At 71.8% G+C, this 17845-nt stretch carries 10 protein-coding genes and 1 tRNA gene; 7 read left to right on the top strand and 4 right to left on the bottom strand.

Annotated elements, in window-relative coordinates; translation table 11 throughout:
• Window positions 1-120: 120 nt before the first annotated feature.
• From recC to recD, 3 genes are all read left to right on the top strand, one after another.
• Window positions 121-3579: an exodeoxyribonuclease V subunit gamma gene (recC, locus tag AC3EO7_RS15855; protein WP_435591590.1), complete on the top strand. Its 3459-nt coding sequence runs from the start codon at window positions 121-123 to the stop codon at window positions 3577-3579.
• Between the two features lie 142 nt (window positions 3580-3721).
• Window positions 3722-7162 carry a UvrD-helicase domain-containing protein gene (locus tag AC3EO7_RS15850; RefSeq protein ID WP_435591589.1) on the top strand — a complete coding sequence of 1147 codons (3441 nt, stop codon included), beginning with the start codon at window positions 3722-3724 and terminating at the stop codon, window positions 7160-7162.
• Window positions 7159-9057 (top strand): exodeoxyribonuclease V subunit alpha, encoded by a 1899-nt coding sequence (gene recD / locus AC3EO7_RS15845; protein ID WP_435591588.1) that lies wholly within the window; start codon window positions 7159-7161, stop codon window positions 9055-9057. Before AC3EO7_RS15850 ends, recD begins: the two co-directional genes overlap by 4 nt.
• 43 nt (window positions 9058-9100) lie before the next feature.
• Here the strand turns inward: recD and AC3EO7_RS15840 are convergent, their stop codons facing one another.
• Complete coding sequence (locus tag AC3EO7_RS15840) at window positions 9101-10024, bottom strand: amidohydrolase family protein (protein ID WP_435591587.1); 924 nt, start codon at window positions 10022-10024, stop codon at window positions 9101-9103.
• A complete protein-coding gene (locus tag AC3EO7_RS15835; RefSeq protein WP_435591664.1) occupies window positions 10021-11055 on the bottom strand; it encodes a nucleoside hydrolase in 1035 nt (344 codons plus the stop codon). The genes AC3EO7_RS15840 and AC3EO7_RS15835 overlap by 4 nt, the downstream gene beginning before the upstream one ends.
• Window positions 11056-11342: 287 nt before the next feature.
• Between AC3EO7_RS15835 and AC3EO7_RS15830 the strand changes: the two genes are divergently transcribed.
• Window positions 11343-11927 carry a TetR/AcrR family transcriptional regulator gene (locus tag AC3EO7_RS15830; RefSeq protein WP_435591586.1) on the top strand — a complete coding sequence of 195 codons (585 nt, stop codon included), beginning with the start codon at window positions 11343-11345 and terminating at the stop codon, window positions 11925-11927.
• A gap of 8 nt (window positions 11928-11935) precedes the next feature.
• Here the strand turns inward: AC3EO7_RS15830 and AC3EO7_RS15825 are convergent, their stop codons facing one another.
• Window positions 11936-13534, bottom strand: coding sequence for an MFS transporter (locus AC3EO7_RS15825; RefSeq protein WP_431970283.1), 1599 nt, complete (start codon window positions 13532-13534; stop codon window positions 11936-11938).
• Window positions 13535-13687: 153 nt separating this feature from the next.
• On the opposite strand from AC3EO7_RS15825, the gene AC3EO7_RS15820 reads away from it, so the two are divergent.
• Window positions 13688-13749: transfer RNA gene (locus AC3EO7_RS15820), tRNA-Arg, on the top strand.
• Between the two features lie 317 nt (window positions 13750-14066).
• The gene (locus AC3EO7_RS15815; protein ID WP_435591585.1) at window positions 14067-15665 is read left to right on the top strand and encodes a TROVE domain-containing protein; all 1599 of its coding nucleotides are present in this window, start codon (window positions 14067-14069) and stop codon (window positions 15663-15665) included.
• Between the two features lie 8 nt (window positions 15666-15673).
• Here AC3EO7_RS15815 and AC3EO7_RS15810 read toward each other — a convergent pair whose 3' ends face one another.
• Window positions 15674-17020 (bottom strand): CoA transferase, encoded by a 1347-nt coding sequence (locus AC3EO7_RS15810; RefSeq protein WP_431970281.1) that lies wholly within the window; start codon window positions 17018-17020, stop codon window positions 15674-15676.
• A gap of 40 nt (window positions 17021-17060) precedes the next feature.
• On the opposite strand from AC3EO7_RS15810, the gene AC3EO7_RS15805 reads away from it, so the two are divergent.
• Window positions 17061-17837, top strand: coding sequence for a thioesterase II family protein (locus AC3EO7_RS15805; RefSeq protein WP_435591584.1), 777 nt, complete (start codon window positions 17061-17063; stop codon window positions 17835-17837).
• Window positions 17838-17845: the final 8 nt, after the last annotated feature.

Here is a 17845-nt window from a genome sequence, read left to right as displayed (position 1 = left end):
ACACGGGTCCGACCGGTTCGCCGTGACATGGCCGAGTATTCCGTTCCCGTGTGGCTCAATTCACTCTCGACCGGGCGGGGCGGCGCGGTTGCGCGCAGGTCGCTGGCGTATAAACGTGCAATGCCGCTGCACATCCACCGGGCCGAGCGCGCCGACGCCCTGGCGGACGCGCTCGCCGAGCTGTTGGCGACGCCGCAGCCGGACCCGTTCGCGGCGGAGATCGTCGCCGTGCCCGCCAAAGGCGTGGAGCGCTGGCTGACCCAGCGGCTGTCCGCGGTGCTCGGCGTCTCGGCGGGCGGCCGGGACGGCGTCGCGGCGAACATCCGATTCCCGTCCCCTTCGGCGCTGGTCGCCGAGGCGCTCGGGGCGAGCACCGGGATCGCGCAGGACGACGATCCGTGGTCGCCGCAGCGCACCGTGTGGACGCTGCTGCGGGTGATCGACGCCGCGCTCGGCGAGCCGTGGTGCGTGGTGCTCGCGCGTCATCTCGGCGGCGCCGACCCCGCGGGCCGCGATCACCGGGTCGGCAGGCGCTACGCCACCGCGGCGCACCTGTCCGGGCTGTTCGACGGGTACGGCGCACAGCGTCCCGCCCTGATCACCGAGTGGGCGGCGGGCGCCGACACCGATGGTGCCGGCCGCCAGGTGCCCGACGATCTGCTGTGGCAGCCGACGCTGTGGCGGCGGCTGCGCGCCGAGATCGGCGCGCCGAGCCCCGCCGAACGGCTGGACGCGGCCTGCGCGCTGCTGCGCGCCGAACCCGATCTCGTCGAACTGCCGCAACGACTTTCACTGTTCGGGGTGACCCGGTTGCCCGCCGATCAGCTGGCCGTCCTCGACGCGTTGGGTCACGCCAGGGACGTGCACCTGTGGCTGGCGCACCCGAGCCCGGTCATGTGGTCGGAGATCGCGCGGTTGTCGCCCACGGTCTCGCGTGCGGACGACGCGTCAGGGCGGTCGGTGCGTCATCCGCTGCTCGCGGGTCTGGCGCGGGATGTGCGCGAGTTGCAGCAGCGATTGTCCGGGCCTGCCGCGGCCGGGTCGGATACGCATCTCTCGGCGCCGCCGCGTGGTGCGCGGGTGGTCGCGGCCGGAGCGGAGCCGGTGCCCGAGTCCGAACGGGCGGGTCGGTCGAACGACGTTGCGCCGGTGAGTGGCTCGGCGCCATGGGAGCGCGGAGCGCCGCGGGCGGCGACCTCGCTGCTGGCCGCGGTGCAGGCGGGCATTCGCGACGACGCGTGGCCGCCCGCCGAACTCGTCCCGGCCGACGACAGCGTGCGGGTACACGCCTGCCACGGACCGGCCAGGCAGGTGGAGGTCCTGCGCGAATGCCTGCTCGGCCTGTTCGCGGCCGATCCCACGCTGGAACCGCGCGACGTGCTGATCATGTGCCCCGAGGTGGAGGCGTACGCGCCGCTGGTGCGCGCCGCCTTCGGCTCCCGCGCGGGGTCGGGGGAGACCACGCAGGAAGCGGCGCATCCCGCGCACCTGCTGCGGGTCCGGCTCGCCGACCGCGGCCGCGGCGTGACCAATCCGCTGCTCGCGGTGATCGAGGTGCTGCTGGAGATGGCCGACGGGCGCGTCACCGTCACCCAGGTGCTCGATCTCGCCGCGTCCGAAACCGTCCGTCGCCGTTGCGGATTCGATGACGACGCGATCGAACGGCTGCGTGGGTGGGCGGCGGAATCCGGCGCACGATGGGCCATCGGGCAGCGGCAGCGCCAGGCGTTCGGGCTGGCCGATTTCGCGCAGAACACGCTGAACGGCGCGGTCGACCGGATCCTGCTCGGAGTCACCGCCGACGAATCCGCCGACGACTGGCTCGATCTCGCGCTGCCGCTGGACGACGTGGACAGCAACGACGTCGATCTGGCAGGACGCTTCGCGGAGTTCGTCGATCGGCTCGCGGTGTGCCTGCGCGATCTGCGTGGGCCGCGCCCCGCGCGTGAATGGGCCGCCGTGCTCGGCCGCTCGCTCGACCTGCTCACCGACGTCCCCGACAGTCAGGCGTGGGTGCGCACCGAGGCGCGCAGAGAGATCGCCGCGGCCACCGACCACGCGGGTGAGGTGCCGCTGCGCCTGGCCGATCTGGCGGTGCTGCTGTCGAGCAGGCTCGCCGCCCAGCCCACCCGCGCCAACTTCCGCACCGGAGAGCTCACCGTCTGCACCATGGTTCCGATGCGGTCGGTGCCGCACCGCGTCGTGGTGCTGCTCGGCCTCGACGACGACGTGTTCCCGCGCGCGGCCGGAGTGGACGGCGACGACGTGCTCGCCCGCAATCCGGTGCTCGGCGAACGAGATCCGCGCAGCGAGGACCGGCAGCTGCTGCTGGACGCCGTACTGGCGGCGGGTGAGAAGCTGCTGCTGTTCCACACCGGCGCCGACCCGGTCAGCGGCGCGCACCGGCCGCCCGCGATTCCGGTCGCCGAACTGCTCGACGCGCTGCGCGCCCATGTCGGCGCGGCGGGAATGGACGCGGTGCTCACCCGGCACCCGCTGCAAGGCTTCGACCGCCGCAACTTCCACGCCGAGCGCCCGTTCAGCTTCGACACGGTCGCGCTGGCGGGTGCGCTGGCGGCCGGGCGCCCGCCCGCGCCGCGCCCCGCGTTCCTGCCGCAACCGCTGCCCACGCCGGAACCGTCGGACGTCGCGCTGGCCGATCTGATGTCCTTCGCCGAACACCCGGTGCGCGCCTTCCTGTGGCAGCGGCTCGGTCTGCGGGTCCCCGAGCACGAGGAGGACATCGCCGACCGGCTGCCCATCGAACTCGACGGCCTCGCCAAATGGGAACTGGGCGAACGGATGCTCACCGCGCGGCTCACCGGCGCGGACGCGAACGCGCTGCGCGCCGCGGAATGGCGGCGCGGCACCCTGCCGCCGTTCGGGCTCGGCGGCGCGGTGCTCGACGAGGTCGAGCACACCGTCGACAAGCTGGTGCGCGCCTCGCTGCCGGACTACGAGGGCCAGGCCAGGGCCGTCGACGTGGCCATCGATCTCGGCAACGGTCGCAGACTCACCGGCACGGTGCCCGAGGTGCGGGGAGAAACGTTGGTGCGTACCACGTTTTCGCGCCTCGCGCCGAAACACCGCATCGCCGCGTGGGTCGCGCTGCTCGCGCTGGCGGCGACCGAGGACCGTTCCTGGCGTGCGGTGACCACCGGACGCGGTCAATTCGGCCGTCCCGCATGGCGATCCGTGCTCACCGCGCCGGATGCCCCTGCCGCCGTGGCGATCCTGCGCGAACTGGTGCGGCTGCAAGACGCGGGCCTGTGCGAACCGCTCCCGATCGCGCCGACCGCGACCGCGGCCTACGCCGAGCGACGGTTCCGCGGAGCCTCCGCGGACGAAGCCTTCGCCGCGGCCGAACGCGAATTCAACGGCGGACCCAACGGCCCCGGCGCATTCGGGGATCACACCGATCGTCACCTGCGCTACGTGTGGGGCTCGGCGCCGCGGCTGGAACACCTGATGGACACGCCCGCTCCGGCGGGAGAGCCGGGGGAGACCACCCGGTTCGGCGTGCTGGCGCGTCGCCTGTGGGCGCCGCTGCTCGGCGCGGAAGGCCAGGGGCAGCCGTGATCACGGTGTCGTCCCACGGTTTTCGCGTGCGTCCCGGCGTGTCTGCCGGGCTTCCGGCGCAGGCGTGGTGCGATTTCCCCGGGCGACCGTGCGACGCCCGGATCGACGATGCGCGGAGTCAGGGCGAAAGGCGGTGCGTGGCATGACAGTTCAAGACACCGTCCGGGCCCCGGCGACGGAGGCGATCGCGTCGTTCGACCCGTACGGTCCGCTGCCCACCGGCACGACGGTGCTGGAAGCCAGTGCGGGCACCGGGAAGACTCACGCCATCGTCGGGCTCGCGGTGCGCTACGTGGCCGAAGCGGGCGTCGACATCGCCCAGCTGCTGCTGGTGACCTTCAGCCGGGCCGCGACGCAAGAGCTGCGCGAACGCGCCCGCGATCGGTTCGTGGCGGTGGCGGCGGCGCTGGCCGATCCGGCGGCGGCGCAGGCGCATTCGGACGACCTGGTCCGGCACCTGGCCGACGCCGACGCCGCGGAGGTCGGGCGAAGGCGGGCCAGACTGCTCGCCGCGCTGTCGGATTTCGACGCGGGCACCATCGCCACCACGCACAGCTTCTGCCAGCGCATGCTCGACGAACTCGGGCTGGCCGGCGAACACGATCCGGGCGCCCGCCTGGTCGAATCGGTCGACGAGCTGGTCGGCACGGTCGCCGACGATCTCTATCTGCACCGCTACGCGCGCGACACGCCACCGTTCTCGCTGAAGGAGGCGCACACCCTCGCGCTGGCGGCGGTCCGCGACCGGCACGCCCGCCTCGTCCCCCGCGCGGACGGGCCCGCGGGCGAGCGGGTGGCCTTCGCCGAGGCCGTGCGCGCCGAGACCGAGCGCCGCAAACGCCTTGCGGGACTGCGTGATTTCGACGACCTGCTGGTGCTGCTGCACGACGTGCTCGCCGATCCCGACCACGGCCCCCTCGCCTGCGCGCGCATCCGCGAGCGCTACCGGGTGGCGCTCGTAGACGAATTCCAGGACACCGACCCGCTCCAGTGGGACATCCTGCGCCGCTGCTTCCATGACGGCGAGACGACACTCGTGCTGGTCGGGGATCCCAAGCAAGCCATCTACGCCTTCCGTGGCGCGGAGGTGCTCAGTTACCTGGACGCCGCCGGGCACGCCGACCGCCGCAGCGAGCTCACCACCAACTGGCGCAGCGACGCGGGACTGCTGGCCGCGCTGGAACGCGTCCAGGGCGGCGCGGCGCTCGGGCATCCCGAGATCGCGGTCTATCCGGTCGCCGCGACGCGCCCGTGGTCGCGGCTGACCGGGCCCGCCGAACTCGTCACCCCGATGCGGGTGCGGTGCCTGCCGCGCACCGGTGCGGGCCCGCTGAACAAGTCGGGGTTCCCGTCCGTCGGCCGCCAGCGCGCGAAGGTCGCCGCCGACCTCGCCGCCGACATCGTGGGTCTGCTCGAATCCGGTGTGCGGGTGACCGTTCCGGCGCCGAAGGCGCGAACGGAACGCGATCGGGCGCGAGAAGACGCGCCGGACGACGAGATCGACGGTGTCGTCCGTCGTCCGGTCGGTCCCGGCGATATCGCCGTGCTCGTCCGCACGCGCTCCCAGATCGACGTGGTGCGCGCGGCGCTGGACCGGGCGGGCGTCGCCTCCGTGCTGGCGGGTGGCACCAGTGTCTTCGGCACGCCGAGCGCCACCGACTGGTTGTGGGTGCTGCGGGCGCTGGAACAGCCGCATCGCTCCGACCGCGTCCGCCTTGCCGCGTGCACGCCGATCCTGGGCTGCACCGCCGCCGACATCGACAGCGACGGAGCCGATCTCGTCGGACGGGTGAGCGCGCAGCTGCGTGAGGCGGCACGGCTGTTCGCCCGCGCCGGTTTCGCGGCCGTCTTCGAAAAGCTCTCCGCCGAGGCGAGTCTCGCGCCGCGGCTGCTCTCGATCGAGAACGGCGAACGCAGGCTCACCGACCTGCGGCACATCGCCCAGCTGCTGGACCAGGTCGCGCTGACCGAGGGGCTCGGCCTGACCGCGTTGACCCGCTGGCTGGCCGACCAGGTGCGCGATCCCGCCGCGAGCGTCGTCGCCGACCGCTCCCGCAGGCTCGACCGCGACGCGGCGGCCGTGCAGATCGCCACCGTGCACGCCAGCAAGGGACTCGAATTCCCCATCGTGTACCTGCCTTTCGCGTGGGACAGCGCCAAGAACCCGTACCCGGCCACGCTGTTGTTCCACGACGACGACGACGGCGCGCGCGTGCTCGACGTGGGCGGACAGGACGCCGGGGGCTACGCCGAGCGCAAGCTGCGCAGCGAAGCCGAGGAGGCAGGCGAGGAGCTGCGGCTGCTCTACGTCGCGCTGACCCGCGCCATGTGCCAGATCGTGGCCTGGTGGGCGCCCGCCATCACCACCGCGGCGGCGCCGCTGCACCGCATGATCCTCGGCAGGCCCGACGGCGGCGAGACGGTGCCAGGGCGGGCCGCGGTGCCCGCCGACCAGCAGGCGGTGCCGATGCTGGCGGCATGGGCGGCCGCGGCGCCCGAGGCGATTTCGGTGACCGCGGTCGCATCGGCCGAGGACATCGAGCCGCGCCGGGCGCGCACCGAACCGGTCACCGGCGACCTCGCGGTGGCCCGCTTCGACCGGGCCATGGACCAGCACTGGCGGCGCACCTCCTACTCCGCGCTCACCGCGGGCGCGCACGAGACGGTGGTGGACGCCGAGCCGGAGGACGAACGCGGGCCGGAGGACGAGCCGTCCGCGCCGCCGCCCGCCGCCGAAGAACCGGTCACCGCGGCCGCGCCGTCGCTGATGAACGCCCTGCCCTACGGCGCCGAGTTCGGCACGCTAGTGCACGGCGTGCTCGAGCAGATCGACACCGACGCCGCGGATCTCGACACCGAAGTGCACGCCCGCTGCCGCGCCGCGGTCGAGGAGTCGATGGCCGAGATCGATCCCGCCGTGCTCGGCGCCGCGCTGCTCGCGGTGCTCCGTACTCCGCTCGGAATCGGTTGTCTGGCAGAGATTTCCCGTCGCGACCAACTCGCCGAACTGGAATTCGAACTGCCGCTGGCGGGTGGCGACGCTCCGGCCGCGGGCGCGGCGACTCTGCGCGGCATCGCGGTACTGCTGCGCGCGCACCTGCCGGCCGATGACGACGTGGCCTCCTACGCCGACCTGCTCGCGGGGTTGGACGACGTCCAGCTGCGCGGCTACCTCACCGGCAGCATCGACGCCGTGCTCCGCGTCACCGATCCCTCCGGCACACCGCGTTTCGTCGTGGTCGACTACAAGACCAACCGTCTCGGCGCGGGCGACCTCACCGTCGATCACTACACCAGGGAGCGCATGACCGCCGAGATGCTGCGCTCGCACTATCCGTTGCAGGCGTTGCTGTATTCCGTCGCGCTGCACCGCTACCTGCGCTGGCGGCTGCCCGGCTACGACCCGGCCCGGCACCTCGGCGGCTGCCGGTATCTGTTCGTGCGCGGCATGGTCGGCCCCGAAACACCGCCCGGCCGAGGTGTTTTCGAGTGGACGCCACCGGCAGGACTCGTCACCGCGCTGTCGGATCTGCTCGCGGGCGACACGGATCTGCTCGCCGGTGAAACGGGGGAGGCCCGATGACGTCGATTCAGTTGGCGCAGCGCGGCACCGGCCTGCTGCGGGTCTTCAACGAGGCCGGGGTGTTGTCGGCGGCGGACGTGCACGTCGCGGTGCGGCTCGGCAGGCTCGGGCGCGAGGATTCGGAGGAGGTGCTGTTCGCGGCGGCACTGGCTGTGCGGGCGGTGCGCTCGGGCTCGGTCTGTCTGGAGCTGAACCGGATGCGCGAGATCGGCGTCGACGCGGACGAGGACTGGGACGCGGGGGCAGGCGTCGATCCGGCGACCCTGCCGTGGCCGGACATCGACGCGGTGACGGCGGCGCTGCGGGTCAGCCCGCTGGTCTGCGGCGGATCGGCCGGACCACTGCGCCCGCTGCGGCTCGTACCGCCCGAGCGCGGCGACGACTCCGGCCCCCTGCTCTACCTGGACCGCTACTACCAGCAGGAACAGACCATCCGGCGGGTGCTCACCGAACGCGCGGCCACCCACCCCAAGATCGATGTCGCGGTGGTGCGCCGGGAACTGGACCGGCTCTTCGACAGCCCGCTCGGCGAGGGACCCGACCGCCAGCGCCTCGCCGCCGCGCTGGCCGCCACGCACTGGACCACCGTGGTGGCAGGCGGCCCCGGCACCGGCAAGACGCACACCATCGCCCGGGTGCTCGCGCTGCTCGAGGCGCACCGCAAGGCGAATCCCAAAGCGGCCGCCCTGCGCATCGCCCTCGCCGCGCCGACGGGCAAGGCGGCCGCGCGACTACAGGAGGCGGTGCGCGAGCAGGCGGCCGATCTCGGTCTTCCCGAGCTGACGGCCGCTACCCTGCACCGGCTGCTCGGCTGGCAGCGCGGCCGCCGGACCCGGTTCAAGTACCACGAGTTCAACCGTCTGCCCTACGACGTGATCGTGGTCGACGAGACCTCCATGGTGTCGCTCACCATGATGAGCAGCCTGCTTGCCGCGTTGCGTCCCGACACGCGCCTGGTCCTGGTGGGCGACCCGGACCAGCTCGCCTCGGTGGACGCGGGCGCCGTGCTCGCCGATCTGGTCGCCGGACCTGTTGCCGGCGAACCAAATCCGGTGCTGGACGAGATCATCGGCGCGGGTTCGGCTGCGCCGGAACACGATACGGAGGCGCTTACGCCCTTGGAGCGAACGAGGCTGCGCGGCGGCATCGTCCGGCTCACCAGGGGGCGGCGTTTCGGCGGGCGGATCGCCGACCTGGCCGTCGCGGTGCGGGCGGGGGACGCCGACGCGGCCTTGGAGCTGCTGCGCGCGGGCGGGCAGGAGCTGTCGCTGTGCGCGCCGGAGGACACGGCCCCGGTGCGCGGGGATGTGGTTCGGGCGGCGCGCGCCGTCACCGATTCGGCGCTGGACGGCGATGCGGCAGGCGCCCTGCTCGCGTTGGAGTCGCACCGGCTGCTCTGCGCGCACCGGCAGGGTCCGTTCGGCGTGGAGCGCTGGGATCGGATGGCCGCGGACTGGGCGGCTGCCTCCGGCGCGGGGCCCGACACGCATTACGCGGCCTGGTATCCGGGGCAGCCGCTGCTGGTCACCGCCAACGATCACGAGGCCCGTATCTACAACGGCGACACCGGCGTCATCGTCCGGTTGCCGGACGGGTCGCTGCGCGCCGCGCTCCAGCGCGGCAGCGAACCGTATCTGGTGCATCCCACCCAGTTCCCCGCGGTGGTCACGGTGTTCGCCATGACCATCCACCGCAGCCAGGGCAGTCAGTACGACACCGTCTCGGTGGTGTTGCCCGAACCCGAATCCACGCTGCTCACCAGGGAATTGCTCTACACCGCCATCACCAGGGCGCGCAAGCACGTGCGCATCATCGGCACCGACGAGGCCATCCGCGCGGCCGTGGCGCGCCGGGTGCTGCGCGCCAGCGGGCTCTCCCGGCGCGAGACTCGCTGACCGGCGCTGTGCCCCGAAAGGCACTGTCTGGCAACGGCTGGGGTCAGCTGATCGTGAAGAGCTCGGCGGCGTTGCGGTAGCAGACCTTCCGCAGCCAGTCCGCGCCGAGGTCGAGGCGCTCCAAGGCATGGATGGCGTGGCCGTAGCTGTAGGGGATGTTCGGGAAGTCGCTGCCGAACAGGATGCGCTCGCCGAACTCGCGCAACCGTCCGTGCTCGGTGACGGGGAACGGCGAGTCGGCCTCGCTGAAATCGGTCCACACCATGGTGGTGTCGAGGTAGACGCCCGGGTGCCGCTGCGCGAGGTCGAGGAATTCCGAGTACTCCGGCGTGCCCATGTGGGCGACGATCAGCCGTAGTCGCGGAAACCGTTGCAGGAGTTCGGCGATCGGCTCGGGCCCGGTGAATCGACCCGGAGCGGGACCGGAGCCGCAGTGAATCAGCGCCGGGACCCCGGCGTCCTCGAGCAGTCCCCAGACCGGGGTGAGCAGCGGGTCGCCGGGCGGGAAATCGCCGACCTGGATGTGCACCTTGAAGACGCGCGCGCCGCGGTCGAGTGCGGTCGCGACGTAGTCGGCCGCACCGGGTTCGGGGTAGAAGGTGGCGGTGTGCAGGCAGTCGGGGGTGCGGGCGGCGAACTCGGCGGTCCAGTCGTTCAACCACGCGGCCATCTCCGGCTTGTGCGGGTACACCAGCGCGGTGAACGCGCGGACACCGAAGTCGCGCAACGTCTTCAGTCGCACCTGCTCGTCCTCGCGGTACGCGATCGGCCAGCTGCGGCCGGTCAGCGGGCCCACCGAGTCGAAGTACGACCACACCTTGCTCAGCACCTTTTCCGGCATGAAATGGGTGTGCACGTCGACGATTCCGGGCAGGTCGAGCCGCGCGCGGAAATCGGCCAGGTAAGCGTTGTCGTCGTCGATCACCGTGAGTCCTTCGTCGGCCGGAGCGGAGCGAGCGTGCGTCATGCGCTGCTGTCACCGGGATAGAGGTTCCTCGCGAAATCGCCGACGCGAGCGACGAGCCGTTCGAAGAACAGCTCGGGATCGGTGCCGACGACGATGTCCGCGTTGGGTTCGCGCCCCCACATGCCCGCCCAGTCGGCCACCGTCGTCGCGCGCGTCAGCGTGCCGGTCAGCTCCACGTCGACCGTCGCGGGCCTGGTCCTGGCCAGGGCCGGGTCGAGGGCGACGGCGGCGGCGAAGGGGTCGTGCATGTGCGCGAGATAGCCCTGGTCGTAGGCGCGGTGGAACTCGAAGTAGAACCGCACGGCGTCGGATACATGGCGCACAACGGGATTCGAGGCCGCGGACCGCGCGCCGGGAGCGTCGTCCTCGGATACCGCCTCGGCGGGGTGGCTGAGCGCGCGCTCGGCCAGCAGCGCCAGGTGTTTCGGATGCATCTCGATGGTCTCGGTGATGTCGAGCGCGCACACCAGCGGACGGCGATCCGGCGGTGCGGCGGAGAAGGCGTCGAACACCTCCTTGGCGGACTCGGGATCGACGTGCACGTTCCACTCGTTGGTAGGCGTGGTGTTGCCGGGATGGTTGAACGCGCCGCCCATGATCACCAACCGGCGCAGCAGCCGTGGCAGCTCGGGTTCGACGCGCAGCGCCAGCGCGAGGTTGGTCAGCGGACCGGTGCACAGGCCGACGATCTCGCCGGGATGTTCGCGCGCCAGCGCCACCCACATCTGCGCGGCCGTCCGGTCCGAACACGTGCGCCTGCTTTCGGGCAGGTCGGCGTAGCCGATGCCCTGCGGGCCGTGCGTGTCCTCGGTGGTGCGCAACGGGACGGCGAGCGGTTCGGCCGCACCGAGGGCGACCTCGATCTCCGGCGCCCGGCACACATCCAGCCACGCGAGATTGTTGGCGGCGACCTGGGCGGCGGGCACATTGCCCGCGGTGGCCGCGATACCGAGGATCTGGGCCTCGGGGGAGGCGAGCAGGTACAGCAGTGCCAGCGAATCGTCGATTCCGGTGTCGACGTCCACGATCATTTTCTGCGGCACGACTCGACACTAATCGACGCTGTGGGACGCGGTCCGGCGGAGTCCCGAGCATCGCTGAGCGAAAGCGGAGCTACGTCTGGTGGAAGCTTCCGGACATGTCCTTCTGGAGTCCCGCACGGGGCTGGAGCGAAGGCGGAGTTACGCCGAATGGGCGAGGCCGGGGCGTCCAGAGTTCTCGCATGCCGGAACGACGCGCGGAGGTACGGTGCGGACCGCTGAAGTGTTAGTACATACGTCTTGGACAAACGTCTGAGACGTGCGGTAGCCTGAAGCGCATGGGAAACCGTGAAGACCTCTTGGCCGGAGCGCGCAAGGCGATCATGGAACGCGGCGTCGCCAAGACCACCGCGCGCGACATCGCGAACGCGGCGGGGGTCAGCCTGGCCGCCATCGGCTACCACTTCGGTTCGAAGGACAGGTTGATCACCGAGGCGTTGGCCGAAGCGCTCGGCACCGGCATCGGCGACAGCATGGCCGAGCTGATCGAGGAGACCGAGGGGCGTCCGATGCCGGAAGCCTTCGCGTCGATGATCGACGGCCTGCCCGCCGTCTTCGCCGCCAACCGCGAAGGCATGCTGGCCAGCATGGAGAACCTGCTGCGCGTGGCCCGCTCGCCGGAGTCGCAGCGGTACATGGCCGACAGCATCCGGCACGCGACCACCGACCTCGCCACGAACCTGCGCACAACCCACCCCCGGTTGACCCAGCAGCAGGCCGAAGCGATCGCCGGACTCTATTTCGCGCTGACGCAGGGCTTCTCGGTGCTCTGGATGATCAGCGCGGAGGGCGCCCTCCCGAATGGGGACACCCTCTCGACCGCGTTCGCGGCGCTCGCCGGTTCGCCCGAGACCACCGGCTGACGACGGGGTCAGTCCTCGTGGGTCAGCGGGCCCGCCGGGATCTCGCGCAGCTTGCGCACCGAGACCAGCGCGATGGCGAGTGCGGCGACACCGGCGATGCCCGCGGTGATGTGCACGCCGTGCAGGAATGCCTCGCGTGCCGCCGCGAGCACGGATTCGCCCAGGGCCGTTGGCACTTGGGTCGAGACCTGCACCGCCGCGCCCAAGGTGTCGCGGACCGACCCCGCGTCGGCGTCGGAGAGCCCGGCGGGCAGCGACGACGACAGATCGCCGCGGTAGATCGCGATGCTGATGCTGCCCAGGATCGAGATGCCCAGCGCCCCGCCGAATTCCGCGCCGGTCTCGGACACGCCGGAGGCCGCGCCCGCCTGTTCGGGCGGTGCGGCGCCGACGATGAGCTCGGTGGTGATGCCGAACACCGGAGCCAGCCCGAGCGAGGAGATCACCGAGGCGGCCAGCGCCAGACCGTAGCCTCCGGAGGCGCTGAGCTGAGTCATCATCAGCAGTCCGATACCGGCCGCGGCGAGCCCGCCGCCGATCAGGTAGGCGGGCCGCACCACCTGGACCAGCCGCGGCGCCAGCTGCGATCCGACGATGAAACCGACGCCGGACGGCACCATCACCAGACCGGTCCGCAGCGGCGACATCCCGAGCACCAGCTGGAAGTACTGCGCGACGAACAGGAAATACCCGAAGGCGACGAAGATGCCGACCATGTTGATCAGCAAGGCGATACGGAACCTGCTCAACCGGAACAGCCGCAGGTCGAGCATCGGGTCGGCGCCGGTGAGCTGACGCCGCACGAACAGCACGCCGAGCGCAGCTCCGCCGACGAGGCCGGCGAGCGCCGCCACCCCGACACCGTCCTGGGCGATCTTCTTCATGCCGAACACGACGGCGATCATGGTCGCCACGCAGAGCGCCGCGCTGAGCGGATCGAGGCGGCCCGCCTCGGGATCGCGAAACTCGGGCAGCACCTTCGGGCCGAGCGCCAGTAGCAGCACCATGACGGGAACGGCGAGCAAGAACACCGATCCCCACCAGAAGTTCTCCAGCAGCACGCCGCCGAAGATCGGCCCGACCGCGCCGCCCGCCGAGAACGCGCCGACCCACACGCCCACCGCGACCGAACGCTGCCGGGGATCGCGGAACATGTTGAAGATCAACGACAGCGTCGACGGCGCCAGCGTGGCGCCCGCGATGCCGAGCAGGGCGCGACAGACGATCAGCGCTTCCGCGGTCGGCGCGAACGCCGCCGCCACGGACACCACCGTGAACAGCGCCGCGCCGATCATCAGCATGCGCCGCCGACCGATCCGGTCGCCGAGGGTGCCCATGGTGATCAGCAGACCGGCCACCATGAAGCCGTAGACGTCGATGATCCAGAGCAGCTGAGAGCTGGTCGGGTGCAGGTCGGCGCTGATCATCGGCACCGCGAGGTGTAGCACCGTGAGGTCCATCGCGTAGACCAGGCAGGCGAGCGCGAGGACCCCGAGGCCGACCCATTCGGTCCGTCCGGCGAGCGCCGCGACGTCTCTGTGCACGCTCTGGTCGACGGTGTCCACGGTGCGGGTTCCTTCCGGCGTGCCGATGTCGATTGCTGTCATGTGAGTGCAGACGACCTGCGAATACACATTTCATCGCCCCCGCGCCGACGAGCGCAACGGATTTTCCGGTGGCCGCCGGAGCGCGAATAATTCGGTGGCGCCGGATCGCGACCGCGCCCTACAGTTCTCCGCGTTGGGCAATCCGAAGGGGCGGGCCGGAGTCGGTCGGTTATCCACTTCGAATGGAGCGGTTGCGGGTTCGAATCCCGCCGGCAGCGCATGTTGCCGTAGCTCAATCCGGTAGAGCGCTTACGTCGGTCGGCACACCACGACCGCCCCGCTGGATTGCCAGGACGCGAAGAACGGGCCGGAGTCGGTCGGTTATCGGTTCCCAGGTTCGACTCCTGCCACGCTCCCCACGGAGCGTTGGTCCGGTCGGCACACCACGACCGTTCTTCGCGTTCCGTCGAACGGGGGACGCGGGCCGAAAGCCCGTCGGTTATCCTTCGGGTAGATCATCCCGGTGGGCGTTCGCCACGTCCGCTTCCCCCGTTCCCGACAAGCCCCGACCGGGGCCGGAAACGAGGAAGACATGGACGTGCTGGCTGGGATCACCACCCGCGCCACGCCGCAGGCGGAGCGGGCGGACGCGCGACAGGCGCGCAACAACGCGGGCGGCTTCGCCTTCGAGGTCACCCCCGAGGTACGGCTGCGCCGGTTCCTGACACTGGGCACCGAGGGCGGCACCTACTACGTGCGCGCCGAAGACCTGACCAAGGACAACGCCGAGGTCGTCCTGGATTTCGCGCGGCATCGCACCGCCGAGCTCGTCGCCGAGATCGTCGCGATCTCCACGGCGGGCCGCGCGCCCAAGCAGAATCCCGCGCTGTTCGCGCTCGCCGCCGCGGCCTCCCTCGGCGATGCCGACGGTCGCCGGACCGCGCTGGACGCGCTGCCGCTGGTGGCGCGCACCGGCACGCACCTGTTCCTGTTCGCGCGCTACGTCGAGCAGTTCCGTGGCTGGGGCCGCGGTCTGCGCCGCGCCGTCGCGCACTGGTATGTCGAGAAGTCCGTCGACGATCTCGCCTTCCAGGTGGTGAAGTACCGCCAGCGGGAGGGGTGGACGCACCGCGACCTGCTGCGTCTCGCGCACCCGGACACCGCCGAGCCGGACCGCAAGAACCTGTTCGACTGGATCTGCGGTCGCGAGGCGTCGCTGGACGGGTTGCGGCTGATCGAGGGCTACCACCGAGCGCAGGCCGCGCCGGTGCGCGAGCTCCCCGATCTGGTGCGCGCGTACCGGCTGTCCTGGGAGATGCTGCCCGATGCCGCGCTCGACGCGCCCGCGGTGTGGGAGGCGCTGCTGGACAACGGGATTCCGCAGACGGCACTGATGCGCCAGCTGCCGCGGCTGACCCGGCTCGGGTTGCTCGCCCCGCTGGGTGAGCGAACCGCGGCGGTGGCGCGCCAGCTCGCCGACCCGGCGCGACTGCGGAAGTCTCGGGTGCATCCGGTCAACGTCCTCGTCGCGTTGCGCACCTACGCCGCGGGTCGATCCGCACGCGGCGACGGCCGGTGGGAGCCCGCCGCGCCGATCGTGGACGCGCTGGACTCCGCGTTCTACGCGGCGTTCGAGGCGGTGCCGCCGACCGGCAAGCGCCACCTGCTCGCCCTCGACGTGTCCGGCTCCATGGCCGTGACGATCGGTGGCACGCCGCTGTCGGCGCGGGAGGCGAGCGCCGCCTTGGCGCTGGTGACCGCGAGTACCGAGACGGCGCATTCGATCGTCGGTTTCACCGCCAGGAGCGGCGCGTGGTCGAGCGACGCGGAGCTGACGCCGTTGGCGATCGGTCCGCGCCAGCGGCTGGACGACGCGGTGCGCGCCGTGTCCGGCCTGCCGTTCGGCGGCACCGACTGCTCGCTGCCCATGACGTACGCGCTGCGGCACGGTCTCGAGGTGGACGTGTTCTCGGTGTACACCGATTCCGAGACCTGGGCGGGCCGCATCCACCCGCACCAGGCCCTGCAGCGGTACCGCCGTGAAGTCAACCCGCACGCGAAGCTGGTCGTGGTCGGCATGACGGCGACGAAGTTCAGCATCGCGGACCCGTCCGACGCCGGGATGCTCGACATCGCCGGCTTCGATTCCGCGGTCCCGGCGCTGCTGGCCGACTTCGCCCGCGACGCCTGACGCGACCCCTACCGGGTACGCACCGGCCAGGCGGGCGCACTGGCCCCGTATTGCGGTGCGGGCCAGGCGTAATCCGGGTACTCGGCCAGGGCGGGCGTGGCCGTCACCAGGCCGCCGTGGTGGACGGTCATCTCCGGGTTGGGGGCCGCGGCGGGGCCGTGGCTCAGGCCGCGGTCGGGGTTGACGAGCAGCCAGGACGCCGTGCGCGCCAACGAGACCCGCACGTCACGGCCGATTCCGTCGTAGGTGCGCGCGGCGAGGGCGTCGATCACGCCCGCCGCGAGCAGATAGCCCGAGGCGTGGTCGAGTGCCTGGGCGGGCAGCGCGCCGGGCACCGACGGCGCGCCCTCCAGGATGGAGATGCCGGTGGCGGACTGCACGATGCTGTCGAAGCCCCGGCGGCTGCCCCAGGGACCGGACTCGCCCCAGGCGCTGACCCGGCCGTGCACCAGGCCGGGACGCACGGCGGTGGTCAGCCCGGCGTGCTCCAGCGCGCCGGGGCGGTATCCCGTGACGAGCACGTCGGCGGAGGCGAGCAGGTCGTGGAAGACGGCCGAGTGAGTGCGCAGGTCGACCATCGCGGAGTGCTTGCCCTGGCAGGTGTCGGCGTACTGCCACGGAATCTCGGGCAGCCACGGCGGGTCCACCCGCAGCACCTCCGCGCCGAGCAGCGCCAGCGTCCTGGTCGCGACCGGGCCCGCGATCACCCGGGTCATGTCGAGCACACGCACCCCGCGCAACGGCTGGAACGGGGTCGCCTCGGAACGGAAAGGCGCGCCCGCGCGGTCTTGCCGCGGATCCATGGCGACCAGCGGGCCGGACGCGGCGGCCGCCGCCTGCGGCGTGGCGGCCCACTCCTCCTCGGTGCGCACCTGGACCGCGATCGCGCCCGCCAGGGCGGCGTTGTCCTCGATATCGGACGCGCGGCTCATAGCGATGTGGGCGACCGCCAGGTCGAGTGGCGCGTCCTCCGGTAGGCCGAGCGCGGCGAGCAGACGGGTTCGGTGATGCGGATAGTTGGCGTGAGTGCGCACCCAACCGTCGAAAGTGGGGAAGAATCCGGAGAGATCGGCGAACACAGGCACCTGACGGCCGTCCGCGCGCAGCAGGCGGTCGCTCGAGAACGCGGCGGTGATCCGTTCCGGGTCGATCCGATGCGGCACGGGAGCGAGTCCGTGCGCGTCGCGCAACCGGTTGGCCGCGGCCGCCACCGTGGCCACCGAACCCGCCGCAAGCGCCCAGACCGGCAGTGTCGCAGCAAGATTGCTGCCAGGATCGGGGGAGTGGGTAATGCCGGAAACGGGGACACCGATTCCGGCTTCGTACTCGTGGACCAGCCGTGTGTGCGCGTTCACCAGATCGAGACTAGCCGCACCGGCGGAGAAGGAGACCGACGTGGACGAGACGATCACCGCCACCGATTGGCTGCGGGTCCTGCGGACCGACCCGGCGCCGCGCCACTACCTGGTGTGTTTCCCGCCCGGCGGCGGTTCGGCGGCGGCCTACCGTGAGCTTGCCCTCGAATTCGGTTCCGGCGTGGCGGTACTGGCCGTCCAGTATCCGGGACGGCAGGACCGGCTCGGCGAAGCGGCGGTCCCGGATCTGCACGCACTCGCCGAGCTGATCGCCGGAGAATTGCTGGGACGCGGTCCTCGGTCCGGTCTCGCGCTGTTCGGGCACAGCATGGGCGCCACTCTGGCCTACGAGACGGCCCGCAGGCTGGAGGCCCGCGGGCAGGAGCTCGCCGCCCTGTTCGTCTCGGGCCGTCCCGCACCGTCTTTCGTCGAACACCGTCGCCTGCACCTGGAATCCGACGAGGCGCTCATCGCGGATCTGGAGCGCCTCGCCGCCGATCCCGCGCCGATCGCACTGCTGCGCACCGAGCCCGGCCTCGCCGATCTGGTGCTGCCCGCGGTGCGCAGCGACTACCAAGCCGTGGAAACCTATCGGCACCGGCACGGCGAGCCGCTCGCGTGCGACCTCGCCGCGCTGGTCAGCACCGACGACCCGACCACCACACCCGAGCAGGCCGACGGATGGCGGGCGTTCACCTCGGGCGCGTTCGCCCGCGAGACGTTTCCCGGCGGCCACTTCTACCTCGACGAACACGTCGGCGCGGTATCGGATTTCGTAGCTCGGCAGCTGGACGATCCCGCACGTCGCGCCGAATAGAGCGCGGT

The organism is Nocardia sp. bgisy118, assembly GCF_057708605.1.
This window is presented reverse-complemented; position numbering and strand designations above follow the sequence as displayed.